27 protein-coding genes, 1 tRNA gene and 1 other RNA gene are annotated in these 25,622 nt (G+C 68.2%); 9 read left to right on the forward strand and 20 right to left on the reverse strand.

What is annotated here, in order from left to right:
* Positions 1 to 2 precede the first annotated feature (2 nt).
* Positions 3 to 851 carry a type I methionyl aminopeptidase gene (gene map / locus BOSE46_RS13855; protein WP_159540794.1) on the forward strand — a complete coding sequence of 283 codons (849 nt, stop codon included), beginning with the start codon at positions 3 to 5 and terminating at the stop codon, positions 849 to 851.
* A gap of 4 nt (positions 852 to 855) precedes the next feature.
* Here map and BOSE46_RS13860 read toward each other — a convergent pair whose 3' ends face one another.
* Positions 856 to 1,041 carry a hypothetical protein gene (locus tag BOSE46_RS13860; RefSeq protein ID WP_159540795.1) on the reverse strand — a complete coding sequence of 62 codons (186 nt, stop codon included), beginning with the start codon at positions 1,039 to 1,041 and terminating at the stop codon, positions 856 to 858.
* Positions 1,042 to 1,107: 66 nt separating this feature from the next.
* Positions 1,108 to 1,944 carry an aldo/keto reductase gene (locus BOSE46_RS13865; RefSeq protein ID WP_159540796.1) on the reverse strand — a complete coding sequence of 279 codons (837 nt, stop codon included), beginning with the start codon at positions 1,942 to 1,944 and terminating at the stop codon, positions 1,108 to 1,110.
* Between the two features lie 168 nt (positions 1,945 to 2,112).
* Here BOSE46_RS13865 and BOSE46_RS13870 point away from each other — a divergent pair, with 168 nt between their 5' ends.
* Positions 2,113 to 2,352: a hypothetical protein gene (locus tag BOSE46_RS13870; protein ID WP_159540797.1), complete on the forward strand. Its 240-nt coding sequence runs from the start codon at positions 2,113 to 2,115 to the stop codon at positions 2,350 to 2,352.
* Between the two features lie 6 nt (positions 2,353 to 2,358).
* Here BOSE46_RS13870 and BOSE46_RS13875 read toward each other — a convergent pair whose 3' ends face one another.
* Positions 2,359 to 2,853 carry a hypothetical protein gene (locus BOSE46_RS13875; RefSeq protein ID WP_159540798.1) on the reverse strand — a complete coding sequence of 165 codons (495 nt, stop codon included), beginning with the start codon at positions 2,851 to 2,853 and terminating at the stop codon, positions 2,359 to 2,361.
* A gap of 35 nt (positions 2,854 to 2,888) precedes the next feature.
* Positions 2,889 to 3,289: RNase P RNA component class A (gene rnpB, locus BOSE46_RS13880), an RNA gene on the reverse strand.
* Between the two features lie 243 nt (positions 3,290 to 3,532).
* Between rnpB and BOSE46_RS13885 the strand changes: the two genes are divergently transcribed.
* The 3 genes from BOSE46_RS13885 to BOSE46_RS13895 are packed head-to-tail and all read left to right on the forward strand — an operon-like array spanning position 3,533 to position 5,958.
* Positions 3,533 to 4,084 (forward strand): TMEM165/GDT1 family protein, encoded by a 552-nt coding sequence (locus BOSE46_RS13885; RefSeq protein ID WP_159540799.1) that lies wholly within the window; start codon positions 3,533 to 3,535, stop codon positions 4,082 to 4,084.
* Between the two features lie 10 nt (positions 4,085 to 4,094).
* Complete coding sequence (locus BOSE46_RS13890) at positions 4,095 to 5,168, forward strand: SLC13 family permease (protein ID WP_159540800.1); 1,074 nt, start codon at positions 4,095 to 4,097, stop codon at positions 5,166 to 5,168.
* 25 nt (positions 5,169 to 5,193) lie between these two features.
* Positions 5,194 to 5,958: a YaaA family protein gene (locus BOSE46_RS13895; RefSeq protein WP_159540801.1), complete on the forward strand. Its 765-nt coding sequence runs from the start codon at positions 5,194 to 5,196 to the stop codon at positions 5,956 to 5,958.
* A gap of 58 nt (positions 5,959 to 6,016) precedes the next feature.
* Here the strand turns inward: BOSE46_RS13895 and BOSE46_RS13900 are convergent, their stop codons facing one another.
* The 12 genes from BOSE46_RS13900 to BOSE46_RS13955 form a co-directional block, all read right to left on the reverse strand.
* Positions 6,017 to 7,135 (reverse strand): bifunctional RNase H/acid phosphatase, encoded by a 1,119-nt coding sequence (locus tag BOSE46_RS13900; protein ID WP_159540802.1) that lies wholly within the window; start codon positions 7,133 to 7,135, stop codon positions 6,017 to 6,019.
* A complete protein-coding gene (locus BOSE46_RS13905) occupies positions 7,132 to 7,875 on the reverse strand; it encodes a zinc ribbon domain-containing protein (protein WP_236551754.1) in 744 nt (247 codons plus the stop codon). The genes BOSE46_RS13900 and BOSE46_RS13905 overlap by 4 nt, the downstream gene beginning before the upstream one ends.
* 57 nt (positions 7,876 to 7,932) lie before the next feature.
* A complete protein-coding gene (locus BOSE46_RS13910; RefSeq protein ID WP_159540803.1) occupies positions 7,933 to 9,054 on the reverse strand; it encodes a Nif3-like dinuclear metal center hexameric protein in 1,122 nt (373 codons plus the stop codon).
* A 74-nt stretch (positions 9,055 to 9,128) separates the two neighbouring features.
* Entirely contained in the window at positions 9,129 to 10,784 is a 1,656-nt protein-coding gene (locus BOSE46_RS13915; protein ID WP_159540804.1) for a phospholipase C, read from the reverse strand.
* Between the two features lie 54 nt (positions 10,785 to 10,838).
* A complete protein-coding gene (gene efeB / locus BOSE46_RS13920; RefSeq protein ID WP_159540805.1) occupies positions 10,839 to 12,074 on the reverse strand; it encodes an iron uptake transporter deferrochelatase/peroxidase subunit in 1,236 nt (411 codons plus the stop codon).
* Positions 12,071 to 13,252 (reverse strand): EfeM/EfeO family lipoprotein, encoded by a 1,182-nt coding sequence (locus BOSE46_RS13925; protein WP_159540806.1) that lies wholly within the window; start codon positions 13,250 to 13,252, stop codon positions 12,071 to 12,073. Before BOSE46_RS13925 ends, efeB begins: the two co-directional genes overlap by 4 nt.
* Positions 13,253 to 13,395: 143 nt before the next feature.
* Positions 13,396 to 15,507 carry an ATP-dependent DNA helicase RecQ gene (locus BOSE46_RS13930; protein ID WP_159540807.1) on the reverse strand — a complete coding sequence of 704 codons (2,112 nt, stop codon included), beginning with the start codon at positions 15,505 to 15,507 and terminating at the stop codon, positions 13,396 to 13,398.
* Positions 15,508 to 15,568: 61 nt separating this feature from the next.
* Entirely contained in the window at positions 15,569 to 16,351 is a 783-nt protein-coding gene (locus tag BOSE46_RS13935) for a putative protein N(5)-glutamine methyltransferase (RefSeq protein ID WP_159540808.1), read from the reverse strand.
* Positions 16,352 to 16,726 (reverse strand): hypothetical protein, encoded by a 375-nt coding sequence (locus tag BOSE46_RS13940; protein WP_159540809.1) that lies wholly within the window; start codon positions 16,724 to 16,726, stop codon positions 16,352 to 16,354.
* Positions 16,727 to 16,771: 45 nt separating this feature from the next.
* Positions 16,772 to 17,239 carry a hypothetical protein gene (locus BOSE46_RS13945; RefSeq protein ID WP_159540810.1) on the reverse strand — a complete coding sequence of 156 codons (468 nt, stop codon included), beginning with the start codon at positions 17,237 to 17,239 and terminating at the stop codon, positions 16,772 to 16,774.
* A 23-nt stretch (positions 17,240 to 17,262) separates the two neighbouring features.
* Positions 17,263 to 17,601 carry a hypothetical protein gene (locus BOSE46_RS13950; protein WP_159540811.1) on the reverse strand — a complete coding sequence of 113 codons (339 nt, stop codon included), beginning with the start codon at positions 17,599 to 17,601 and terminating at the stop codon, positions 17,263 to 17,265.
* 3 nt (positions 17,602 to 17,604) lie between these two features.
* On the reverse strand, positions 17,605 to 17,820 hold the full coding sequence (locus BOSE46_RS13955; protein WP_159540812.1) for a zinc ribbon domain-containing protein: 216 nt from the start codon (positions 17,818 to 17,820) through the stop codon (positions 17,605 to 17,607).
* Positions 17,821 to 17,906: 86 nt separating this feature from the next.
* Here BOSE46_RS13955 and BOSE46_RS13960 point away from each other — a divergent pair, with 86 nt between their 5' ends.
* Positions 17,907 to 18,338 (forward strand): CBS domain-containing protein, encoded by a 432-nt coding sequence (locus BOSE46_RS13960; RefSeq protein ID WP_159540813.1) that lies wholly within the window; start codon positions 17,907 to 17,909, stop codon positions 18,336 to 18,338.
* Positions 18,339 to 18,399: 61 nt separating this feature from the next.
* Entirely contained in the window at positions 18,400 to 18,804 is a 405-nt protein-coding gene (locus BOSE46_RS13965) for a hypothetical protein (protein WP_159540814.1), read from the forward strand.
* Between the two features lie 41 nt (positions 18,805 to 18,845).
* On the opposite strand, the gene BOSE46_RS13970 is transcribed toward BOSE46_RS13965, so the two are convergent.
* From BOSE46_RS13970 to BOSE46_RS13980, 3 genes are all read right to left on the reverse strand, one after another.
* A tRNA-Val gene (locus tag BOSE46_RS13970) sits at positions 18,846 to 18,919 on the reverse strand.
* 162 nt (positions 18,920 to 19,081) lie between these two features.
* The gene (locus BOSE46_RS13975) at positions 19,082 to 19,543 is read right to left on the reverse strand and encodes a peroxiredoxin (RefSeq protein ID WP_159540815.1); all 462 of its coding nucleotides are present in this window, start codon (positions 19,541 to 19,543) and stop codon (positions 19,082 to 19,084) included.
* Between the two features lie 144 nt (positions 19,544 to 19,687).
* Positions 19,688 to 20,074: a DUF3052 domain-containing protein gene (locus tag BOSE46_RS13980; RefSeq protein ID WP_159540816.1), complete on the reverse strand. Its 387-nt coding sequence runs from the start codon at positions 20,072 to 20,074 to the stop codon at positions 19,688 to 19,690.
* Positions 20,075 to 20,201: 127 nt separating this feature from the next.
* Between BOSE46_RS13980 and aceE the strand changes: the two genes are divergently transcribed.
* A complete protein-coding gene (aceE, locus tag BOSE46_RS13985; RefSeq protein ID WP_159540817.1) occupies positions 20,202 to 22,958 on the forward strand; it encodes a pyruvate dehydrogenase (acetyl-transferring), homodimeric type in 2,757 nt (918 codons plus the stop codon).
* Between the two features lie 56 nt (positions 22,959 to 23,014).
* Positions 23,015 to 24,595, forward strand: coding sequence for a phosphatase PAP2 family protein (locus BOSE46_RS13990; RefSeq protein ID WP_159540818.1), 1,581 nt, complete (start codon positions 23,015 to 23,017; stop codon positions 24,593 to 24,595).
* On the opposite strand, the gene BOSE46_RS13995 is transcribed toward BOSE46_RS13990, so the two are convergent.
* Positions 24,588 to 25,541, reverse strand: a complete 954-nt coding sequence (locus BOSE46_RS13995; RefSeq protein ID WP_159540819.1) for an alpha/beta fold hydrolase — start codon at positions 25,539 to 25,541, stop codon at positions 24,588 to 24,590. The two genes, BOSE46_RS13990 and BOSE46_RS13995, sit on opposite strands and share 8 nt — an antisense overlap.
* Positions 25,542 to 25,622 lie beyond the last annotated feature (81 nt).

The following is a 25,622-nucleotide window of genomic DNA, read 5'->3' on the forward strand; positions in this document are numbered from 1 at the left end:
GGGTGACTGTCCTGACTGCCGGCCGCCTGTCCCCCGAACGTGCCGTGCCGACGTCGATCGAGCGGCCGGAGTACGTCGGACAGATCGCGCCGCTGCCCTACCGCGGACCCTACGTGCGCGACGCCGAGACGATCGCGGCGATGCGGATCGCCGGACGGATCGCAGCGCAGGCGCTGGACGCCGTCGAGGCCGCGATCAGGCCCGGCGTCACGACCGACGAGCTCGACCGTGTCGGCCACGAGTTCCTCGTCGACAACGGCGCCTATCCGTCCACCCTGGGCTACCGCGGCTACCCGAAGTCGCTGTGCAGCAGCGTCAACGAGGTCATCTGCCACGGCATCCCCGACGACCGGCAGCTCGAGGACGGCGACATCGTCAACATCGACATCACGGCGTTCATCGGTGGCGTGCACGGCGACACCAACAAGACGTATCTCGTCGGCGACGTCGACCAGGAGTCACGGCTGCTCGTCGAACGTACGCACGAGGCCACGATGCGGGCCATCCGCGCGGTCAAGCCGGGCCGCGAGATCAACGTGATCGGCCGGGTCATCGAGTCGTACGCCAAACGCTTCGGCTACGGCGTCGTGCGCGACTTCACCGGGCACGGGGTCGGGCCGGCGTTCCACGACGGACTCGTGATCCCGCACTACGACGATCCGTCGTTCGACACCGTGATCGAGCAGGGCATGACGTTCACGATCGAGCCCATGCTGACCCTCGGGTCGGTCGAGTGGGACATGTGGGACGACGGCTGGACCGCGACGACGCAGGACAAGTCGCGCACGGCTCAGTTCGAGCACACGTTGCTGGTGACCGCCGACGGCGCAGAGATCCTGACCCTGTCCTGACGGGTCAGCGCAAGAAGGCCTTGACCAGGAACGCGACCACGATGCCGATGGCGGCGCCGAGGATCGCTGCGGGCAGGAACAGGTCGTCCCCGGCGAAGAGACCGATCGCTCCGCCGACCAGGATCCCGAGCCCTGCGCCCACCGCGTACGTGTAGGTCGACGACGGCTCGGGCGGGTGGTGTTCGCTCATGGCCCGAAGCGTATCCCCCGGGCGCCGCCGGGTGTAACTGTTGGTGACAGTCGGCGATCGTGTCGCTCAGGGGATCCAGTTGAACTCGTCGGGGTTGGGGCCGGTGCGCTCGTCCTTGTTGAGGGCCGTGATGAGTCCCATGTCGGCGGTGGAGAGCTCGAAGTCGAACAGCTCGAAGTTCTCCTCGACCCGGCTGCGCGTGACCGACTTGGGGAAGACGATGTCGCCGCGCTGGATGTGCCAGCGCAGGACGACCTGCGCCGGAGTGCGGTCGTGGTCCTTGGCGATGCCGGTGACGACCGGATCGTCCAGCACGAGGCCCTGCGCGATGGGCGACCAAGCCTCGGTCGCGATGCCGAGCTCGGTGTTGACCGCGCGGACGTCGTCGTTCGTCAGGTAGGGGTGCACCTCGATCTGGTTGACCGCGGGCACGATCTCGGTCTCCTGGACCAGTCGACGCAGGTGGTTGGCCTGGAAGTTGGAGACGCCGATCGACTTGGCCCGGCCGCTGCGATAGATCTCCTCCAGCGCCTGCCACGTCTCGACGAAGTCGACGTCGATGCCCGGCAGCGGCCAGTGGATGAGGAACAGGTCGAGGTGGTCGAAGCCCAGCACCTCGAGGGACTCGTCGAACGCCGCGATGGCGTCGTCGTGGGCGTGGAAGCCGTTGTTGAGCTTGCTCGTGACGAACACCTCGGAGCGCTCGAGACCGGACTCACGCAGGGCCTCGCCGACGCCGCGCTCGTTGCCGTACATCTCCGCGGTGTCGATGTGGCGATAGCCGACCTCGAGGGCCGTCAGCGTCGCTCCCTTGGTGTCCTCGGGCGGGACCTGGTAGACCCCGAAGCCGAGCTGGGGAATCGAGACTCCGTTGTTGAGGGCGATGGTGGGCACAGTGCTCATGAAGGAGAACTCCTGGGAAATCGTGGGCGTCTGATGCTTCCGGTGCAGCCGCTGCCGACGTACGCCGGCGGGGCATCTCCACCCTACGCGGCACGTGATGGCGACCACGCCTAACTTCCAGCCCCCGCGGTCGTTCTAGATGTGGGGACTCAGACGAGGAGGTCAACCATGCATCGAGTGGTACTCAACATGCAGATGAGCAGCGACGATGCGTTCACCACCGTCTCCACCGCTCTGGGTGCCATTCCGGACATCACGATCGACGCCCCGGGCTGGAACAACAACCGCCACCTCGTCGTCACGATCCAGACCGACGACCCCGACATCGTCGACATCGTCCGCGAGATCACGTGGCAGTTCGACGCCCTCGCGATCCAGCACTCGCTGCACCTCGCCGACGCCGGCTGAGCGCCCTCAGCGACGCTTGAGCACGACGAGCGTGAAGAGGTTGTCGGACGGATCGACGACGGCCTTGAGCCTGGCTCCGACCACGAACGCCTTCTTGTCGTGATCGTCCCGATAGAAGGCCTGGAACTCCGGCACCTCGTCACCGCTGATCCGCAGCTGCAGGCGGGCCACGTCGTGCGACCCGTCGCCCGGATCGGTCACCTCGAGGTCGATGATCTCCGCGATCGCGTCGCGTCCGTCGCGCAGCAGGCGTTCGGTGTCGTCGCGCGCCAGGTTCGCCTCGTGCCACATCCAGGCCCCGAGCAGGCCCATGACGGCCACGAATCCGAGGATGGTCAACGAGGCACCCCACCACGGCTGCTGGACCTGGTCGAGGAGCAACATCGCCGGCCAGAACAGGATGAACAGCCAGCACGCGATGGCATTGAACCGGAAGAACAGCCGCGCGAACGGGCCCGCAATCGACGCCTGCTTCGGGGTCACGACTTCATCCGTGGACATGCTGTCAGGATATCCGGACGACGATGCCTGAGGGGCGAATGAGCCGGCCTGTAAGCCGGATCCTGTCGGGCCACCGAAGTGGCCCGGGCGACCATCCATCTGGGACGCCCATTGCTGGACGCCTCGTGCGACCTACCCGCTGACATTGGACGAGCAGCCCGTCAGCGCAGACCTCACGTCACCGAAGCGACGTGATGTCCTCTTGGTCTTGCTCCCGGTGGGGTTTACCTAGCCGCCCCGGTCACCCGGAGCGCTGGTGAGCTCTTACCTCACCGTTTCACCCTTACCCGTTCCCCGAGGGGCCGTTGGCGGTTTGATTTCTGTGGCACTGTCCCGCACGTCGCCGTGGGTGGCCGTTAGCCACCACCGTCGCTCTGCGGAGTCCGGACTTTCCTCGACACCCGTTGAAGGGTGCCGCGGCCGCCCGGCCGACTCATTCGCGTCGTCCAGACTACCGCCCGTGACCGTGCCGTGGCGCCGTCCGCTAGGCTGGAGGCACGAAAGGGAGTAGTCCCCAACGGCTGTGTCGACATACTGACTCCACGAAACTGTGGGTTCCGGTGCAGCAGGCCACCGCAAGGTGGCGGACGAGACTTTCGACCGGAATTTGTCGATGACAATGCCTGGTCGAAGGCTTGTCATCCCGGCTCTTCGTCCAGGTGGACGAGGAGCTTCTTTCATGTACGCGGTGTTGCTGAGTGCAGCGTTGGTGTTCATCGCCGAGCTGGGCGACAAGAGCCAGCTGATGTCGATGACGTTCGCGACCCGCTACCGCGCCCGGACGGTGATCCTCGGCGCAGGCATCGCGTGCACCCTCACCAACCTCGTCTCGGCGCTGGTCGGCAACGCGATCGGCGACGCGCTGCCGGAGCATGCCGTACGCATCGCGGGTGGCGTGCTGTTCCTCGTCTTCGCGGCACTGACGCTGCGCCACCTGGCAGCCGGCGACGAGCCCAAGCCGCCGGCCACCGGTGGGGCTGCGGTCTTCGTCGTCGGTGTCGCGTTCGTGCTCTCGGAGCTGGGCGACAAGACGATGCTCGCCACCATGACCCTGTCGACGCAATATCACTGGGTGCTGATCTGGATCGGCAGCACGATCGGCATGCTCGTCTCGATCGTGCTGGCGGTGTTCGTCGGCCGCGCGCTGCTGCAGGTCCTGCCGATCAAGGCCGTGCACCTGGTCTCGGCCCTGCTGTTCGCCGCCGTCGGCGTGTGGATGCTGGTCGGCTAGCCTTCTCGCCGTGACGCATGACCTGGGTTCGCTGAGTGAAACCATCGCGTTCCTGGTCTCGATCATGGTGCTGGCGCAGGCGTGCGCCGACGAAGGCCTGTTCGACGTGCTGGGCAGTCACATGTCGCGCCTGGCGGCCGGCTCCAGCACGAGGTTGCTCGCGTGGAGCATCGGGCTCGCGGCAGCGGTGACCGCCGTGCTCAGCCTCGACGCGACAGTCGTCCTGCTGACGCCGATCCTGATCGCCGCCACGGGCGTCAGCCTGCATCGCTCCCATGCGTACGCCTCGGTGCGGATCGCCAACTCGGGATCGGTGCTGCTGCCGGTCTCCAACCTGACCAACCTGCTGGTGTTCAGCGCCACCGGGTTGACCTTCGTCGGGTTCACCTGGGCGATGCTGCCGGTGTGGATCGTCGCGGTCGCCGCCGAGTACGCCGTGCTCCGCTGGTGGTTCCGGGCCGAGCTCCGCGAGACGTACGAGCCACCGACCGGTGAGCCGTACGCCATCCCGCTGTTTCCCGTCGCGATCGTCGTGGCGGTACTGCTGGCCATCGCGAGCGGCACCACGCCGTGGATCCCTGCCCTCGCCGGCGCGATCCTGCTCGGTGCGTACGCGCTGATCCGGCGCAACACCACGTGGAAGGACCTCCTCGAGGCGGCCAACCTGCCCATGGCCGCGTTCGTGCTGGTGTGGGCCCTTGCCGTGTCGTGGCTGGGCACGACCGACTTCGGCGACTGGTTCGGCGACGCGATGCCCAGCGGCACCGGGCTCGGCGCCCTGATCGTCATCGCGATGATCTCGATGGTGGCGGCCAACGTCGTCAACAACCTGCCGGCGACCCTCCTGCTGCTGCCGGCTGCGACCGCGGTCGGCCCGGTGGCGATCCTCGCGCTGCTCATCGGCGTCAACGTCGGGGCCAACCTGACGATGATCGGCTCCCTGGCCAATCTGCTGTGGCGGCAGTCCGGCGGCAAGACGCTCTCTTCGGTGCGCGAGTTCCACGTGCTGGGCTTCGCCACGACCCCACTGCTGGTCGTCGGGTGCACCGTCGTCCTGTGGGCGTGGACGTCCCTCATCTGGTGAGGGTGCGTCCCGCTAGGGTCGGTCCGTGCTGATCCTGCTCCCGCCCTCCGAAGGCAAGACCCGTCCGGAGACCGGCGCACCGCTCGATCTCGAGAGCCTCTCGTTCGGCCGGCTCACACCTGTCCGCGCCCAGCTGCTGCGGACGCTCGTCAAGCTGTGCAACGGCAACCCCAAGCGAGCCATGGACGTGCTCGGCCTCGGCACGACCCAGGCGGAGGCGATCGCGATCAACGCCGTGCTGCCCGAGGAGCCGACGGCACGAGCTGACGCGATCTACACCGGAGTGCTGTTCTCCGAGCTCGACCTGTCGAGCCTCGATGCAGCCGCTCGCAAGCGCGCCGACGAGTCGCTCGCCATCGCCAGCGCGCTTTTCGGACTGCTCCGGCCCGACGACCTGATCCCCGCTTACCGGTTGTCGGGCAACGTCACGCTGCCCCGGCTGGGCACGGTGGCGGGCCGCTGGCGTACGCCGCTCCCCCGCGTCATGCACGAGCTGGCAGGCGACGGGTTGCTGATCGACCTGCGCTCCGGGACGTACACCGCGCTCGGCAAGCCACCTGCGGACCTCGCGCCGCGCACTGCGACGATGCGCGTGCTCCACGAGCATCGAGGCGTACGCAAGGTCGTGAGCCACTTCAACAAGGCGACCAAGGGTCGCATCGTGCGAGGGTTGCTCGAGTCGGGCGCCGATCCACGTACGCTCGACGAGCTCCAGACGGTGCTGGCCGATCTCGGCTGGACCGTCGAGCGCGACGGCCAGCGCCTCGACATCGTCGTCGCCGAGATCTGACCGCTTGGTGGTTGAGGTGCGAAGCGGGCGGCCTCCGCACCTCAACCACCTGGTGGGACTACTCAGGGACGAGGTTGAAGTTGCGCATCGACGCCGCGCCGTCTGGGAACCACTGCAGCGTCGTGATCGATGCGGGTGACAGCTCGATCTTGTAGATGATCCGCATCGGAGCGTCGAGGGCCCGGCGCACCAGCATCTTGATCGGCGTCACGTGACTCACCGCGACGACGGTCCTGCCTGCGTACGCCTCGAGGATCCGGTCGGCAGCGGCCGACACCCGCTCGTAGACCTCGTCGAACGGCTCGCCACCGGGCGGCGCGACGGCAGTCGACGCGAGCCAGTTCTCGAGCTCACCCGGCCAGCGGTCCATGATGTCGGCGAAGGAGAAGCCATCCCACTCCCCGAATGCCGCTTCGGCGAGACCCGCCTCGAGGTCGACGTCGAGCCCCAGCTCGTTGGCGACGACTGCCGCCGTCTCCCGGGTCCGCTGCATCGGCGACGAGACGATCGCGTCGACGCCGCCCATTCGCTTGAGCCAGGCGGCGGCGCGTTGAGCCTGCTCGACACCTGTGGGCGTCAGTCCTGGGTCTGTTCCCCCGCTGCCGCAGAACAGCTTGCGCTCGGTCGACGGCGTGACGCCGTGGCGGAGCAGGATGATCGTCGTCGGCTCGCCGGCCGCTCCCCCACGCCAGCCGAGCTGCGCGCTCTGCTTCGGGGGCGCGGACACCTGCCCCGCAGACCCGCCCACCTTGCCCGAACCTCCGGCCGCTTCATCGTCGAGCGCCGCATTGGCCAGCGCATCGGCGGCGGCATTCTGCTCCCGCGGAACCCAGGTCCAGGTGACGCCACCGGGCGGCAGGAGCCGCTGCGCCTCGGCCGCGAGCGGCTTCATGCTGTCGTGCTTGATCTTCCATCGGCCGGCCATCTGCTCGATGACGAGCTTGGAGTCCATGCGCACCTCGACGTCGGTCGCGTCGGGCGCGTGCTCCCGTGCCATCCGGAGCCCGGCGATGAGGCCGGAGTACTCGGCGACGTTGTTGGTGCCGAAGCCGATCGTCTCACCGCGCTGCGCGATCACCTGCCCGGTGTCGGCGTCGCGAACCAGAGCACCGAACGACGAGGGCCCGGGGTTGCCCCGCGAGCCGCCGTCGGCCTCGATGATGATGCGAGCGGTCACAGCCCGGATTCGGCCGTACGTACGAGGATGCGGCCGCACTCGGGGCAGCGCAGGACCTCGTCCTCCGGTGCCGCGGCGATCTCGCGCAGGTCGGCGCCGTTGAGCTCGAGCCGGCACCCCTCGCACCGGCGCGCCCTCAGCGCCGCCGCGCCGAGGCCGCCGTACTGGGCGCGAACCTTGTCGTAGAGCGCGATGAGCTCGTCGGGCACGCCCTGCGCTGCCTGCGCCCGGTCGGCCTGCGCAGCGGCGGCCTGCTCGTCGAGCACGACGATCGCGGCGTCGCGTGCGGCGATCGCCTGCGTGAGGTCTTCGTTGACGGCGTTGAGGTCGCCCTGGAGCGCGGTCAGCTTGATCTGCGCCTCTTCGAGCTTCTCCATGACCTCGAGCTCGTCGTCCTCGAGGGTCGAGATGCGCCGCTCGAGGGCGACGAGCTCGTGCTGGAGGCTCTCGAGATCCTTGGGGTTGCTGATCGCGCCGGAGTTGAGGCGCTCCTCGTCGCGGCTGCGACGAGTCTTGACCTGCTCCACCTCGGCATCGGCCTTCTTCTGCGCGCGGCTGAGGTCGGACACCTCGGTGTCGGCCTCGATGCGGGCCCCGTCGAGCTCGTTCGCCTTGGCCTGCATGTCCTCGATCTGCGCGTGTTCCGGAAGGGAGTTCTTGCGGTGCTGGAGCTGCGCGAGGGCGGAGTCCTGGGCCTGCAGATCGAGCAGGGCGGACTGGGCGGTGGGGTCGGCTTTCACAAGGGCTACCGTACCGGCTGGCCGATCCACCTCACGGCGCGCACAAGGGGTCCGCCCTCACGACACGTGGGAGGTCCAGGGATCGGTCACGATCGTCGAGACCTTGGCCTCGATGCCGGGCAGTCGCTCGCCGAGAGCGGCAGCGGCGACCGGCAACCAGGTCCACTCCGCCGCCCAGTGCGGCACGTCGATGACGGCGCAGGCTCCCGGGTTCTCCAGATGCTCGCTGACCGGGTGGTGCCGCAGGTCCGACGTCACGTAGACGTCGGCGCCGCTGGCGTTCGCCCGCGCGAGCAGGAAGTCGCCAGAGCCTCCGCAGAGCGCCACGGTGCTAACGGCCCGGTCGGGGTCGCCGGCGACCCGGGTCGCGCTGTGATGTGCCGGCAGGCGGTCGGCGACCTGCGCTGCGAACGCGGCAAGAGTCGTCTCGGCCGGCAGCGTGCCGATGCGGCCGCTGCCCCGGTCTGCAGCTTTGGCGACGGGCTCCAGCACGTCATACGCGACCTCTTCGTACGGGTGCGCGGTCAGGAGCGCCGAGCGTACGTCCTCGCGCAGGCGGCGATCTGCCATCATCTCGATCCGCGTCTCGGGCACGCGCTCGACGGTGCCGATCTCGCCGATCGCCGGCTGTGCCCCGGCGAGCGGACGGAACGATCCGGTGCCGGTCGACTGGAACTGGGTGGAGTCGTAGTCACCCATCGCCCCGGCGCCCGCCCCGTGCATCGCGCCGGCCACCCGGTCGGCGTCAGCCTCTGGGACGAAGACGACCCACGTGTCGGTCGGGTCGGCGGGATCGGCCTCCAGCGGGCGTACGTCGGTGAGCCCGAGCGCCAGCGCCATCGATTCGGACACCCCGAGCGGTGGGCTGTCGGCATTCGTGTGGCAGGTGTGCAGGGCGATGCCGTTGCTGATAAGCGTGTGGATGACGCGCCCCTTGGGCGAGGTCGCGGCAACGCTGGTCACGCCCTTGAGCCACAACGGGTGGTGGGTGACCACCAGATCGGCGCCCCACGCGACCGCCTCGTCGACGACGGCCTGGACCGGGTCGACCGCGAACAGCACCTTGGTGACCGGAGCATCCGGCTCACCGGCGACGGTGCCGACCGCGTCCCAGCTGTCGGCCCAGCGCGGGTCGTAGAGGCCGTCAAGGACGCCGACGACGTCGCGCAGTGTGGGCATGACGGCACTCTAGCGAGCACAGGACGTCATCCCGGGCAAGCCCTGGTGGCTGCCCGGGATGACGTCCCCGAGAGTCAGCCCGCCTTGACCTTGACGTGGTGCTTGGCCTTGACCGAACCGTCAGACCGCAGCAGCACGGTGTGCTGCTGGGGGTGCCGGAAGTCGAACATCGAGGTGAAGTTGTTGGCGCGGGCGTCGAACGAGTGATCGCCGATCGCCTTGACTCCCCAGTTCTGCTCGATGAACTTCAGCACCGACGGCTGCTCGAGCTGCTTGTGCGAGACCGCGTTGCGCTTCGCATAAGGCGAGATCACGAGGAACGGCAGCCGCTGGCTCGGTCCGCAGCGGTCCGCGTAGCCGCCGGCCGGCGCGCCCGCCGGCTTGGCCGCAGCGGTGGTGCACACCGACTGGTCCGTCGCGGGGTCCGCCGATCCGTTGAGGATCTTCGGCGCGACGTGGTCGTACCAGCCGTCCGAGTCGTCGTACGTCACGACGATCGCCGTGCTCGACCAGGACTTCGACGACTCGATCGCGTTGATCTCGCGCGTCAGGAACTTCTGCTCGTCGAGCGGGCTCGAGTAGGACGCGTGTCCGTCGTGGGCCTCGGGCGCCTTGACGAACGAGACCGCAGGCAGCGTGTTGGCCTTGACGGCCTTCTCGAAGTAGCTGAGGTCGTAGTTGTGGTTGGCCCGGCCGTTGTGACCGACCTCGGCCAGCGACTTCGGCGCGAGGTGGTGCGGGTTGGACGTCGACTTGTAGTACTCGAACGGCGAGTGGTGCGGCGAGTAGTCGCGCACGTTCTGCCCGATCGTGTTGGTCGTGGTCGACTCGCACTTCGCGTAGTCACCCTTGACGCCGTCCCAGGCGGTCGATGGCGTGAAGCCGCCCTGGAACCAGCCCCACGAGATGTTCTTCTCGTTGAGTCGGTCCCCCACGTTCTTGCCCGACATCCCGACGACGGCCGAGGTCGACGTGTGGTCGTTGTTCGAGCAGTCGTCGTACGCCGGGTCGGGGTCGGCGATGACCGTGCCGACACCGCTGGCGTTGGCGCCGGCGACCGCCGTCGAGCCGGTCAGCGGTGCACCGGTCTTGGGGTCGTACGCCGTGCCGCCGTGCGTCTGCCCGGAGATCAGGTTGAGCGCGCCGGGAGTCGACGGGCCGAACGTGGAGTCCCACATGTTGTCGCTCATGGCGTAGTTCTGTGCGTAGTTCCACAGGCCGGTGACGGTGTTGCCGTCGAAGTAGTCCATCGCCAGGCCGGGGCTGCCGTAGAGACCCGTGCAGGTGTCGACGCTGGTCGACTCCACGAACTTGTCCATCGCGCCGCCGTTCACGGCCTTCTGCTCCGGCGTGTAGTTGTGGTTCTGGCTGCACGTCGCGTTCTGCGCATGGGTCAGGCGGGTCGGCGCGTACGCGTTGGGGTTGTTGGTGAGCGCGCCGGAGGTCACGAGGTTCTTGACCTTCGGCGTGTGGCTGGCGGCGTGGAACGTCGTGCCGTCGGTGTTCGCGGCCTTGGGGTAGGTGCCGAAGTAGTGGTCGTACGAGACGTTCTCGTCGAACAGGACCACCAGGTGCTTGATGGGGGTCCTCGTGCGGGCAGCGCGCCCGCTCTGGTGTGCCGCGCGCGGATGGGCGCTTGCAGCAGACAGCTGCATGCCGCCGGCCACGAGACCGGCTGCGGCCATGAGTGCCATCGCACCCTGGCGCAGACGCTTGGTCCTTGTCACCATGTTTCGTTCCTCATCTTCTCGGGGGTGGGTGTTGCCGGTGACTGGACCGACGGCTCAGGTGAGCAGGCGTCGGCCCAGCCAGTCCTGGTGATCTCGTACGCCCGGGAGGGCGAAGAAGTAGCCACCCCCGACCGGTGAGACGTAGTCGACGAGTGGCTCGTCGGCGAGACGCTTCTGGATCGCCACGAACTGGCGCTCCAGGTCGGCGTTGAAGCACGTGAAGATCAGGCCCATGTCGAGGTTGCCGTTGGCGTCCGTGCCGGCGTCGTAGTTGTAGCCGCGACGCAGGATCTGTTGCTTCTTGGCGTGGGCCGTGCGTGGGTTGGCCAGCCGGATGTGGGCATCCATCTGGATCACCTCGCCGGACGGATCGGCCGCGTAGTCCGGCACGTCCTTCTCCTTGGACCCGGTCAGCGGCGCGCCGCTGTCGCGTCGGCGGCCGAAGATGTTCTCCTGCTCACGGATCGAGATGCGGTCCCAGAACTCGACCAGCATCCGGATCTGGCGCACCACGTGATAGCTGCCGCCGTCGACCCACGCGGGTTCGTCGGCGCCCGATCGCGTCCACACGAGCTCGTCCATGAGCGACGTGTCGCCGGTCGACGGGTTGGCTGTGCCGTCGCGGAAACCCATCAGGTTGCGCGAGGATCCGGCGGGACGCGGCGGCGAGTGGAAGCCGTCGCGGCGCCAGCGCACCTGCATCGCACCACGCGTCGCGCGGGTGATCTCGCGGAGAGCGTGCAGCGTCGTGTCCTGGTGGTGACCGCAGATCTGCAGCAGCAGGTCGCCGTCGCACATCGCGCGGTCGAGGTTGTCGTTGGGGAAGTCCTCCATGCGACGGAGCCGGGCGGGCTTGCTGGCGGCCAGCCCGAAGCGGTCGTCGAACAGCGACGCACCGACGGACGCGGTGATCGTCAGCCCGTCGGACGGGACCACCGGTCCGAGCACACCGGAGTCTGCCGGTGGCGCGCCGAGGCCGGCGTCCGGCGGCGTCCCACCGGTCGTCAACGCCCGGGCGGTCGAGGTGATCTCGCGGAACAGTCCGGCAAGCTCCTTCTTCGAGCCGGCCGTGACGTCCAGCGCGACGTAGACCGCCTGGGCCTGTGACGGGGTGAGGATGCCTTGCTGATGCGCACCCTCGAAGGCGTACGCCTGCGACGGTGCCGCGTCGGTCGCACTCGCGGGCCGAGGCAGGAGCGTCGACCCGGCGGCGACGGCGACCGCACCGGCCGCTGCGCCGCCCAACAGGTTTCGACGGCTCAGGCCTGGTGCTGTCGGTTCGCGCCTCATGCGGTCCTCCTCGGGTCGCAGATCGCCGCGACGGGTGCGAGCAGCTCGAGCGTCGCATCGACGTGGGCGTTGATGTCCGCACGCTGTGAGCGGGTCAGGGATCCGAGCGGCGTCCACGTGCCGTCCGGGTGGCGATACGTACGGACGAGGCGCTGGGACGCATCGATGGCCCGCTCGGTCGCCGCCAGGTCGGGGTAGCGCGACGTGAGGATCGGACGCAGCGGAGCGAGTGCCTCGCGCGTACCGGTGAGGTTCGCATCGACAGTGGCCAGCGCTGAGTGACTTCCTGCGTCGGTGCGCCCGGTGAGCTCGAACTGCAGCGCGTTCTCGAGGATCTCGTGCGCCCGCAGGCCGATGTCGACCGGATCGACCCGGCCGTGCACGAAGGCCGCACGGAGGTTCGACACCGCGCTCACCAGCTTGGTGGCGTGCGGTGCGATGTCGCTCGCCGGAGCGCCGTCGTAGAGCAGCGCCTCGATGCGATGGAACCCTTCGAGGTGGCGGTCCTGCGCCGCGGACGCGCCCGGCGCCGGCAGTCCGTTGATCGCGGTGTCGAGGTCGCCGAACGCCCCATAGGCCGCCCCGAGCGTCTCGTACGTGCGGTGGGCCGTGAGCCACTCACTCCGCGCGCGGCCGAGATCACCGGCAGCGACGTCGGACTGGAGCGTCTTGACCTGCGCCTGGAGCACCGGCAGGCGACCCTGGACCCAGGCCTGATAGCTCTTCAGTGCCGGCAACAGATCGTTGCGGGTCACCGGCTTCAGGCCACGCGAGGCTCCAGCCACCGCTTCGGTGCCCGTGATCGTGACCTTGGGGCCGAGGGCCGGCTCGCCGTCGGCGGGCAGGCACACGAATCGATAGGTGCCGTTGCCCAGAATCACGGTCGCCGACTGACGGGCCGCTGCTCCGAGGCTCTCGACGTCGAGGTAGATGACACCGGTCGCCGCGTTCTCGAGGTGGACCTCTTCGCCGGCGACGGTTGTGTTGTGCAGCTCGAACGTCTGCCGGCCGCCCTTGGCGGTGGTCCAGCCGTGCCCGCAGTCATCGACACCGGCCGAGACACGTATGACCGACGATGCCTTCGGCTTCGTCCCGTCGGCTCCGCCACAGGCGGTCAACCCGAGCAATGCCGCGATCACCGCCGCGAGCAACCCACTGCGAGAGTCGATCGACCCCATCCTGATTCGTCCTGTCCGAGAGCTCCTGGCCTGGTTGCCAAGAGAAGGTTGCAGGACGAAACCAGGGGATCCAAGCCAGATCAGGCCTTCTCGCCGACCCTTCGGCAAGCGTTCACCCGGTGGTCATCTCGAGCACCGACAGTTCAGGCAACGACCGCCAGAGCCAGCGGCAGGACCGACCCGGCACCGTGGCGGCGAAGCTCGCGCGCGGCGACCGTGATGGACCAACGACTGTCGACGCGATCGTCGACCAGCAGGACAGGCTGGCCGCCCAGGGCCTGCAGACCGGCCGCGAGCTCGGCGCCCACCCCGAACGTGCCCCACACGTCCGCGAGCCGGTAGGCGCTGTTGCCGCCCGGGCCGCCGCGGGAGCCCTCCCCCACGAGATCGAGTCCACCGAGGTCTTCGAGCCGGCCGATGCGAGCGATCCCTCGCGCCAACGAGTCGACGAGCTGTGGGTGGGAACGCGAGGGCATGCTGACCACCGCCGCGGGTCGCTGAGCCCAGCCCCAGTCCTTGAGCACGCGGACGCAGGCGCCCAGCAGCTCGTCGGTGACCGGCGCGTCGTCGACGCCGGGCGAGAACAGCTCACGCAGCACGCCGCCCCAGCCGAGGTCGGTCAGTCGCGCAACGGCGCGGCCCGGCTCGTAGCGTTCGTCCTCGGCGATCTTGCCCTTGGCCTCCACGCCGAGGCGCGTGGCGCCGGTCGGCCACTGGGCGCGCGGCTCGATCTCGACGCCGACCTTGTCGAGCGTGCTCGACGCGACCTCGGCGGCGTCGGCGGCGACGTCGACGGGAAACCACGGCTCAGCGCAGTTGTCACACCGCCCGCACGGCGCCGCTGTCGGGTCGTCGAGGTCACGCTGCAGGATCTCCATGCGGCACGTGGACGCCTGCTCGTAGTCGATCATCGACTTCTGCTCCGCGGCTCGCGCCTCGGCGATGCGTTCGTAGCGCTCGCGGTCGTACGTCCACGGCTGCCCGGTCGCGACCCACCCGCCCTGGACCCGGCGGACGGCACCGTCGACGTCCAGCACCTTGAGCAGCAGCTCGAGCGGCGTACGCCTGATGTTGACGAGGGCTTCGAGCGCCGGCGTCGACAGTGGCTTGTCGCTGAGCTCGCCGATCACGGCTGCCGCCCGCTCCTCACTGGGCATCGACGAGGTCGCGAAGTAGTGCCAGATCTCGGCGTCCTCACGTCCGGGGAGCAGGAGCACGTCGGCGTTGTCGGTGGCGCGTCCCGCGCGGCCGACCTGCTGGTAGTAGGCGACCGGGGACGACGGCGCCCCCAGGTGGATGACGAAGCCGAGGTCGGGCTTGTCGAAACCCATGCCCAGCGCACTGGTCGCGACCAGGGCCTTGAGCGCGTTGTCCTTGAGCTGTCGCTCGAGCTCCTCGCGCTGCTCCGGGTCGGTGCGGCCGGTGTAGGCCCGCACGGCGTGCCCACCCTCGCGCAGCAGCCGGGCGGTGTCCTCGGCAGCTGACACCGTCAGCGTGTAGATGATGCCGCTGCCCGGCAGCTCGGCGAGATGGCTCAGCAACCAGCCCAGACGGTCGCGTGAGCCGGTCAGCTCGAGCACGCCGAGCCGCAACGACGTACGGGCCAGTGATCCGCGGATCGTGGTCACCTGGTCGACCGAGCCGAGCTGCTCGGCCACGTCAGTCACCACGCGGGCGTTGGCGGTGGCCGTCGTCGCGAGGACCGGGAGGTCGCCGGGCAGCCGGCCGATCAGCTCGGCGAGCCGGCGGTAGTCGGGACGGAAGTCGTGACCCCAGTCGGAGATGCAATGCGCCTCGTCGACCACGAGCATGCCCATGCGGTCGATCAGGGCAGGCAGCTGCTCGTCGCGGAACCGCGGGTTGTTGAGCCGCTCGGGCGACACGAGGAGCACGTCGACCTCGTCGGCGGCGAGCTTGGCACGGGTCTCGTCCCACTCGTGCGGGTTGGCCGAGTTGATCGCCACCGCTCGTACGCCGGCGCGGGCCGCCGCGGCCACCTGGTCGCGCATCAGGGCCAGCAGCGGCGACACCAGGAGCGTCGGACCGGCACCGCGCTGACGCAGGAGCAGCGTCGCGATGAAGTAGACCGCCGACTTGCCCCAACCCGTGCGCTGCACGACGAGCGCCCGGCGCCGGTCGTCGACGAGCGCCTGGATGGCCTCGAGCTGCCCGTCGTGGAAGACCGCGTCGTCGCGCCCGGTCAGCTTGCGCAGGGCAGCGGTGGCGTCCAGCTCGGTGCTCGTCGTCGAAGGCATGACCCCACTGTGTCAGCCGACGCCGACAGCCGCGCTCCACCGCCACCAGTCCTGTGGACAGTCAGGCGGCAGTGCCAATCACGACAGTTCCGTCGACGTCCTCGGCCCGCCGCACCTCTGCCGTCAGTCCGCCATCCCTGAATGCCTGCGCCGTACGTGATGCCTGCTCACGGCTCGTCTCGATCAGCAGGTGCCCTCCTTGGGCCAGCCACTCGGCTGCGCCGGCCGCGACCCGGCGTTGGACGTCGACGCCGTCGGCTCCCCCGTCCAACGTGACGTGTGGTTCATGCTCACGCGCCTCGGGCGGCATCAGCGCGATGGCATCGGTCGGTACGTACGGAGCGTTGACGACCAGCAGGTCGACGCGTCCTCGCAACGAGGCCGGCAGGGGCTCGAACAGGTCCCCCTCGAACACCTGACCGCCGAGCGGTTCGATGTTGCGACGCGCACAACGTACGGCGGCCGGCTCGATGTCCGACGCATACAGCTCGACACCTCCGACGGCGGCATGGATCGCCGCGCCTACAGCGCCGGTCCCGCAGCACAGGTCGAGGACGACGGACCCGGGCTCGGCGAGGGCGACCGCCTCACGGACCACCACCTCCGTACGCCTGCGTGGCACGAACACGCCGGACTCGACGACGATGCGCAGCCCGGCGAACTCGGCCCATCCGACGATGACCTCCAGAGGCAGACCTGAGACCCGTCGCTCGACCATGGCCTCGAGCTCCTCGGGCGTACGCGCTTCGGTGATGAGCAGCTCGGCCTCGTCCTCCGCGAAGACGCTGCCGGAGGCGCGCAGTCGCGCGACGATCCGAGCGTGGTCGTCTGGGCGTACGGACATTCAGCCGGTGAACGGTTCTTGGCGGTAGAACCTGCGACGGCCGAGGACGACCGGCTCCCACAACGTCAGGGACGTGCCGCGGATGGCCAGCGCGAGGAGCAGCAGGTCGGCGAGGGTGAAGAACACGAGCACGCCACCCACGACCACGATCACGACGGACTCACCGAGGAACAGGGTGCCGACGGCGAGCACGAAACAGCTGACAACCGCCGCGAGGTGCAGGTCGAACGCCCGCATGACATGGGGTCGCGCGGTCGAGTCCGCAGGAATCACGGCTGCCAGCAACCATGGCCCGAGCAGCGGCAGTCCGTACAGAGGCGAGAGGTAGGCCGCGATCACGGCGAGCCGATCCTTGGGGTGGACTGCGCTGGTCATGCGGTCACCCTAGGGCCAGCCGCGGCACCGCGACCCCAAGACAGATCAAGATGTCGCGTCGATCCACACGCTGGCGTGGCTCGAGTCCCTCGAGAATCGCAGCTCCCAGCATCCGGGCTTGGCGAGCGTGAATCCCGTGCCCCACTCGTCGCCGGGACGGTGATAGTTGCTGCCGCCGTGCGCCTCCGGCCCCCAGTCGAGCTTCTTGCGTCGGCCGTCCGGATCGATCAGGCGCACCGTGAGATCACCCTTGCCGGTCATCCGCCAGGCGACCTTGATGGACTCGCCGACCGGCAAGGGCCCGTCGGAGCGCACGAACACCATGCCGTACAGGCTGGTGCCGGCCTCTTCGGGCGTGCCCTGGAGCTCCGCCGAGATGAACGGCGATGCCGGCTTGCACCCAGCCTGACCGAGCGGCCCGAGGCTCGGCGCCGGTGTGGGCGTCGTGGTCGCCGAAGGTCGTGGCGCCGGCTCGGAGCCCGTGCAACCGGCGAGCGCAGCGGATGCGCACAAGACAGCGAAAGCCGCGCCGAGCCTCATCGTTCCGTGCCGGCCCAGACTACGAACTGCGCCTCCTCCATCGAGCTCATTGCGGCGATCACCTGCTCGTTGTCGAAGCCCGGGAGCGCCTGGAACCGCCTCATCAACGCATCATCCACGTACGAACCCGGCAAGGCGACACCAATGCTCAGGTCACCGCCGGACAGGAGCCAGAACACGTCCTCGTTGAACGGGCCATCAGCGGTCGTCGCAATGCGAACTTCCCTGAGCTCGTCCCACCGCACGCGCTCAACCGTGCCGTCAGGCAACACCCGACGCACGCCGTCGTCATCGACGTCGATCGACCCGGCGTTCTTCTTCCTGCGCTTGAACACGAGTCACTGCCACTCATGCACGCGAGCGGCGAACATGTGGACGTAGCCACACCGGTTGCAGACGACCCCGTCCGACGACTCGTTGAGGAAGTCGAGGTCGAAGAACGTCATGCCGGTCGTCTGCATCTTGATCTCACGCTGTAGGAACTCGTCGTTTCCGCACACCTGGCAAACCAGCAGCTTGTCCAGCACCATCACTTTGCGAGCGTCTCCAGCCATGAGGGCATCGTTTCACAGCACATACGGGACGTTATGGCCGCGAGTCCGGGGGTACGCCCACCGCAACCAACGGGATGGAGACCCTCATGACCACAGCTCGAGACATCATGACCGGAGGCGTCGAGTGCGTCGGCGTCCGCGACACACTCGTCCAGGCCGCTCAGAGGATGCGTGACCTCGGCGTCGGCGCACTGCCGATCTGCGGCGAGGACGGCCGGCTCAAGGGCATGCTCACCGATCGCGACATCGTCGTGCAGTGCGTCGCCGACGGCATCGACCCGAGCACCAAGACGGCGGGCGACCTGGCACACGGCAAGCCCGTCACGATCGGCGCAGACGACTCGATCGAGGACACCCTGCACACCATGAGGGAGCACGCGATCCGCCGCCTCCCGGTGATCGACGGGCAGGAGCTCGTGGGCATCGTCAGTCAGGCGGACGTCGCGCGGAACCTGCCCGAGGACCGCGTCGGCGAGCTCGTCGAGGCCATCTCCGGAGCACCGAGCAACGACGGCTGACCGCACCTCCGGTACGCGTACCGCTCTTGCGGCGGGCCGCCGAGTCGGAGACGGTGGGCTCATGGACCGACGGCGGCGGAGCGGCGCGCGCCTCGCCGCCGTTGTCGTGGTCGGTTGCGTCGCGCTGGGTGGCTGCTCATCGGATTCCAAGGACGCCCAAGAGCGACCAAGCCCCACCGCGCACACCGCCAAGGGCGTGTCGTGCGACCAGGACGAGACATCGCTCGACGCGAAGAACATCATCGAGGAGGTCGGCGGGCTCGTGTCCGATGACTACGTCGTCAAGTTCTCCGAGAGCACCCGGCTCGGCGTCGTGGCACTGGTCGACGGCGACACCGACAAGGCGTACGACGAGCTGACCGGCACGTACCACGTCGCGGTGGTCGCCAAGATCAAGAGCGACGGCACCGGCAAGGTCACCGGCTTCCAGCAGATCCGCGACCTGGTCGCATCGATCTGCGAATGACGATGACCCCGACCAAAGAGCAGTCGGGGTCACCATCGATGTGGGCGAAGAGGGACTCGAACCCCCGACCTTCCGGGTGTAAACCGGATGCTCTAACCAACTGAGCTATTCGCCCTCAGGACCAGCGGAACGATACCGCAACCGGCGCGCCAGGCCCGCATTCACCGGGCGGCGGGGCAGCAAGAACCGCGGCTGCCAAGGTCTCGGGTCCCTGGCAGCCGCGGCAGGTCAATCAAACCTCATGGGCGGGTGCACCCGCAGGCAATTTGGGAAGATTTCAGGAAAGTTCGGCCACAGCAGTGCGGTACTCCGCCAGATCGCGCGGCTCGCCGATCCCCTTCTGCACCATCCACCTCACGATCCCCTCGCGATCGATCAGGTACGTCCCGCGGTTCGGCGCGCCGGCATCATCGTTGAACGTGCCGTACGCCTTCGTCACCTCGCCGTGCGGCCAGAAGTCGCTGAGGATCGGGAACGCGTATCCGTCGCGGTCCGCGAACGCGCGGTTGGCGAAGAAGTGGTCGCACGAGACCGCGAGCACCTGCACACCGTCGTCCTCGAAGACGCCGGCGTTGTCGCGGATCTCGCCGAGCTCACCGGTGCAGATGCCGCTGAACGCGAAGGGAAAGAACACGAGCAGGACGTTCGTGTCACCGCGGTACGACGAGAGCGTGATGTCCTCGCCGTGCTGGCTCTTGAGGGTGAAGTCCGGCGCGACGGATCCGACATCGATGCTCATGGGTCGAGCGTATCGAGGGTCGATCGACCTCGCCGGATCAAACCGGGTCGCGTGAGTCTTTCGGCTCACGAGGTTTCGTCATCGGGCGGCTTCGCCGCGATCGCTCAACCCGCTTCAACGCTCGCTCGCAGAGCTCGCTCGGTTTCAGCGTTTGTGCGCTGTGAGTCTGGTCGAGGCCCACTCGTCGGAGGCCGATGACGTCGTGGTCGTCGACAGGCCGGCGATCGGCGCTGCCTCCACGACGTCGGCTCCGGGTACGTACCCGGGTCGGCCCACCTTGGGGGTGAACAACCAGACCGAGCCACCCTCGGCGAGATCCTGCAGCGCGTCGACCAGCGCATCGATGAGATCGCCGTCCTTGTCGCGCCACCAGACGATCACACCGTCGACGACATCACCGTGGTCACCATCGACCAGGTTGTTGCCGGTGACGCGCTCGATCTCGACACGGAGCTCCTCGTCGACGTCCTCATCCCAGCCAAGCTCCTGGATGACGGTGTCAGGACCGAAGCCCAACTTGCCCGCGTCCACCGCGATGTCTCCCTACGTTCGTGGAAAACCTACTGAAAAGTAGGTTCGTCAGCACTGTTGCCGCTAACACAGTAGCGAACCCGGGGTGGAATGATGGACACGTCCACAAGACTTCTAGGGAGCAACCATGCCGCAATCCGGCCCCGAACGCCCGGCTGTCATTCACGAGGGTCTGCCGACCCAGTTGCCTGACATCGATCCGGACGAGACCTCAGAGTGGGTCAGCTCGCTCGACGAGATGATCGACAGCCGCGGACGCAGCCGTGCGCGCTACGTGATGCTCAAGCTCCTCGAACGCGCGCGCGAGCAGAACATCGGCGTACCCGCGCTTCGCAGCACCGACTTCATCAACACGATCCCGCCCGAGCGCGAGCCGTGGTTCCCCGGCAACGAGGCGATCGAGCGACGCATCCGCTCCTACATCCGCTGGAACGCCGCCGTCATGGTGTCGCGCGCCAACCGGCCCGGTCTCGGCGTCGGCGGACACATCGCGTCCTACCAGTCGGCCGCCAGCCTCTACGAGGTCGGCTTCAACCACTTCTTCCGCGGCAAGAACCACCCCGGCGGCGGCGACCAGATCTACTTCCAGGGTCACGCGGCTCCCGGCATCTACGCCCGGTCGTTCCTCGAGGGCGGCCTCAGCGAGACGCAGCTCGACCGCTTCCGCCAGGAGCACTCGCACGGTGCCGGCAACGGACTGTCGTCCTACCCGCACCCGCGCCTCATGTCGGACTACTGGGAGTTCCCCACGGTCTCGATGGGTCTCGGTGCGATCAACTCGATCTACCAGGCTCGCTTCAACCGCTACCTGCACAACCGCGGCATCAAGGACACGAGCCAGCAGCACGTCTGGACGTTCCTCGGCGACGGCGAGATGGGCGAACCCGAGTCGCTCGGCGCGATCGGCATCGCCGCCCGTGAGGAGCTCGACAACCTCACATTCGTCGTCAACTGCAACCTGCAGCAGCTCGACGGCCCCGTACGCGGCAACGGCAAGATCATCCAGGAGCTCGAGTCCACGTTCCGTGGCGCCGGGTGGAACGTCATCAAGGTCGTCTGGGGACGCGAGTGGGACGACCTGCTCGCCCGCGACACCGACGGTGCGCTCGTCAACCAGATGAACCGCACCCCCGACGGCGAGTTCCAGACACTGTCGGTCGAGTCCGGTGCCTACAACCGCGAGAACTTCTTCGGCCCGGACCCGCGCCTGCAGAAGATGGTCGAGCACCTGTCCGACGAGGAGATCGAGCGTCTCCCCCGCGGCGGTCACGACTACCGCAAGGTCTACGCCGCGTTCGACGCTGCCCAGAAGCACACGGGTCAGCCGACCGTCATCCTGGCGCACACCATCAAGGGCTGGCTGCTCGAGTCGTTCGCCGGCCGCAACGCGACCCACCAGATGAAGAAGCTCACCAAGGACGACCTCAAGGGCTTCCGCGACCGGCTCAACATCCCGATCTCCGACGCCCAGATCGACGGCAGCGACATCGCGCCGTTCTACCACCCGGGCGAGGACAGCGAGGAGATGCAGTACATGCGCGCCCGCCGTGAGGCGCTCGGCGGATCGCTGCCCAAGCGAGTCGTCAACCCGGTCAGCATCAAGCTGCCCGAGGACAAGATGTACGACGAGCTCAAGAAGGGCTCGGGCAAGCAGCAGATCGCCACGACGATGGCGTTCGTACGCCTGCTGCGCGATCTCATGAAGGATCCCGAGATCGGCCACCGCATCGTCCCGATCGCGCCTGACGAGTACCGCACGTTCGGCATGGACTCGATGTTCCCGTCGGCCAAGATCTACAACCCAGCCGGCCAGACGTACGAGTCGGTCGACCGCAAGCTGCTGCTCGCCTACAAGGAGTCGGCACAGGGCCAGCTCCTGCACGAGGGCATCAGCGAGGCCGGTGCCATGGCGTCGGCGATCGCGGCCGGCAGTGCCTACTCCACGCACGGCGAGCCGATGATCCCGGTCTACCTCTTCTACTCGATGTTCGGCTTCCAGCGCACCGCCGACTCGATCTGGGCGATGGCCGACCAGCTGGCGCGCGGCTTCCTGATCGGTGCCACCGCCGGTCGTACGACCCTGACGGGCGAGGGCCTGCAGCACGCTGACGGCCACTCGCCGCTCATCGCGCAGACCAACCCGGCCGTCGTGCACTACGACCCGGCGTACGGCTTCGAGATCAGCCACATCATGAAGTACGGCCTCGAGCGGATGTACGGCTCCAGCGAGACGTTCCCCAACGGCGAGGACATCATCTTCTACCTGACGGTCTACAACGAGGCGGTCAACCAGCCCGTCGAGCCGGAGGACGTGGACGTCGAGGGCATCCTCAAGGGCGCCTACATCTACCGCAAGGCCACCGGCGGCGAGGCGACGGCGCGCATCATGGCGTCCGGCGTCTCCGTGCCGTGGGCGCTCAAGGCGCAGGCGATCCTGGCCGCCGACTACGGCGTCGAGGCCGACGTCTGGTCGGTCACGTCGTGGAACGAGCTCGCCCGCGACGCCGTCGCTGCCGAGAAGTGGAACCTCAACCACCCCGGCGAGTACAGCCGCATGCCCTACATCACGGTCAAGCTCATGGACACCTCCGCGGTGACCGTGGCGGTCAGTGACTACATGCGCGCCGTGCCCGACCAGATCGCTCGCTGGGTGCCTGGTCCGTGGCAGTCGCTCGGCACCGACGGGTTCGGATTCGCCGACACCCGCGCCGCCGCCCGGCGTACGTTCCAGGTCGACGCCGAGTCGATCGTCGTGTCGGTGCTCCAGACACTGGCGCAGCGTGGCACGGTGCGGCCCGAGACCGTCCGCGAGGCGTTCAACCGGTTCCGCATCGACGACCCGACCGCCGTGGCCGATGTTCCCCAGGTCGGCGGGGACGCCTGACCTGGGAGTCAAACCCTCACAAGGACCTCTCAGGGTCGCCCAATAGGATGGCGTCCATGCGTCAACGGCCCTACCACTTCGCGGTGTGTCTCTCGATCGTGGTGGGGCTGGCGGCCATCATCGCGTCACAGCGGTACGACGTCCCGTTGCGCGACCCTGACGGCTTCCTCGGTCCGGCCTACATCCGCCTGCCCGTGATCGGCCTGCTGTTCTTCGCTGCGGGCATCGCTCCCCCGGCATTCCGGCGCTCTCGGCGTACGTACACCGAGACGCCGCAGTGGCGCGAGTCGCGCGACTACGGGTCGCCGATCACGAGTCGCCTGCTCGACGCCCTCGTGACGACGTTCTTCTGGGGTCTCGTCGCCGGCATCGCGTCGATCGGCTGGACCGCCGCCGAGGGCTCGACCGCCGGTCGGGCGGCCGTCGTGGTCGTGGTGCTCGCCGTCGTCGCGGCCTTCGGAGCGTACGAGCTCAGGAGCCAGACGACCACCGGCATGACGACCATCTCGCGCCTGACCGAGATCGTGGTGCTCGACGAGTCCACGCTGCGGCCCATCTCGTGGCGCCGTGCCCTCGCCCGTCAGACCCTCCGCATCGTGCTGCCGCTGCTGGCGGTGCGCGCCGTCGCCAACTACGCCCACCCCTACATCGGCGACTGGGCCTGGCTCGGCGTCCTGCTCATCCCGCTGTGGCTCATGACCAACGGTGCCGACCGCCTGGTCGCCGCGCGTCGGTTCGAGGCCAACCGCATGCCTGAGGACCTCGCCCCGCTGCAAGCCCGCCAGAAGCCGCCGCGGCTGTTCATGTTCATGGACATCATCCGCGAGGAGTGGACGTGGAAGCGCGTCCTCTACATCGTGCTCGGCCTGGTCTCGTTCTACGTCTGCTACGTCAGCTACCGAAACCTCAAGAGCGATCTGCCCCTGGCGCGTGCCGGCGTGCACTTCGACAAGCAGATGCTCGACATCGACTACTTCCTGTTCTTCAACCACAACCCGGCGCCGGTGCTGCACGACCTGCTCGGCACGGGCGTCGCGGCCCAGATCCTCTCGGTCATCTACGTGGCCTACCTGCCGCTCATCCCACTGACCCTCGGCGCGTTCCTGGTCTGGGGCAAGGACCTGTCGCTCGGCGCCTGGTATGCGACCGCGCTGAGCCTCAACTGGGTCCTCGGCGTCGTCAGCTACTACATCTTCCCGACGTACGGTCCGGCGTTCGTCCAGCCCTCGATGTTCGCCGACCTGCCCGACACCAGCGCAGCGCAGCTCCAACGCAGCCTGTTCCGAGCCGCCACCAAGTTCTACGAGGACCCGGCCGGCGGCAGCACGTACGGCATCGCGGGCTTCGCCTCGCTGCACGTCTCGGTCGTGGTCTCGGCGGCGCTGTTCCTCCGCGCGACCAACCAGCGCAAGGTCATCCAGCTGATCGGCTGGGTCTACCTCGGGCTCGTCGTGCTCGCCACGATCTACTTCGGCTGGCACTTCATCGCCGACGACATCGCCGGCGCGTTCATCGGCTGGGCGGCCGTCGTGATCGGGGCCTGGGCCACCGGCAACACCAAACGACAACGGCGAAAAGAGCAGGCGAGCCTCGAGGCTCCACCGCCGCTCGAGGCCAGGCCGGCCGTCTCTAGCTGATCGCCGGCGTGACGCCCTCGGCGATCGGTGGCACGCTCTCCAGGGCGAACTGGTCGCCGCGGCGCAGCAGCGCGCGCCACCGGCCACGGTGATAGTGCGCGGGCTCGTTCGACGCGATGAACTCCGTCACGAGGCGACAGAACTCCTCGGGGTGGTCCTTGTGCGGGAAGTGTCCGGCGTCGTTGAGCACGTGAACATCGGAGACCTGCGTCGGTGCGAAATCGGCGTGCTTCGACGGGATGACCATGTCGTCGCGTCCCCAGACGACCAGCACCGGCATCAGGCGGGCCAGGTAGCTGCGATCCGTCATCGTGACGAACTGGCCCTTCCAGTTGAGCACGTGGCTCGTGACGCGCTGCACGGCACGGCGGGTTGCCGGGTCGGCCAGCGACTCGTAGATGCGGGCGACCTCGTCGAGGTCACGGGTCGCACTCAACGGCGTACGGGACAGGGCCCGCATGCCGCCGGCGACCAGGGGACGCCACGGCCGGAACGTCGCTGCTGCGAGTGCGGCGCTGCTGCCCGGCACAGTGAGGAAGCGGATGAGCGGGGTCACGTCCTTGCCGAGACCACCGGTCGACACGAGCACGACCCGTTCGGTGCGATCAGGGAACTGGTAGGCGAACTGCATCGCGACGCCGCCACCGAAGCTGTGCCCGACCACCGTGACCTTGTCGATGCCCAGGACCGTCAGCAGGTCGCGCATGCCGTTGGCGTAGCCGCCGAGCGAGTAGTCGGCATCAGGCTTGTCGGACTCGCCGTGACCCAGGAGGTCGGGCGCGATGACCGTGAAGTGCTCCGACAGGGTCGGGATGACGTCGAGCCAGGTCGACGAGTCGCAGGCCAGACCGTGCAGCAGGAGCAGAGCAGGCCCTGAGCCCGAGATACGGAATGCGCGCCGGTAGCCGTGCACCACCAGGTACTGGACGTCCTCGACGCTTTCCATCCCGACATCCTAGGGCGGCCCTGTCCGGTGGGCTGAGCAGGCCCTGCGTGGTGTGCGGGATCGCCATACCGGCTCGTTAGA

The organism is Aeromicrobium sp. 9AM (assembly GCF_902506105.1).
Taxonomy (GTDB): Bacteria; Actinomycetota; Actinomycetes; order Propionibacteriales; family Nocardioidaceae; genus Aeromicrobium.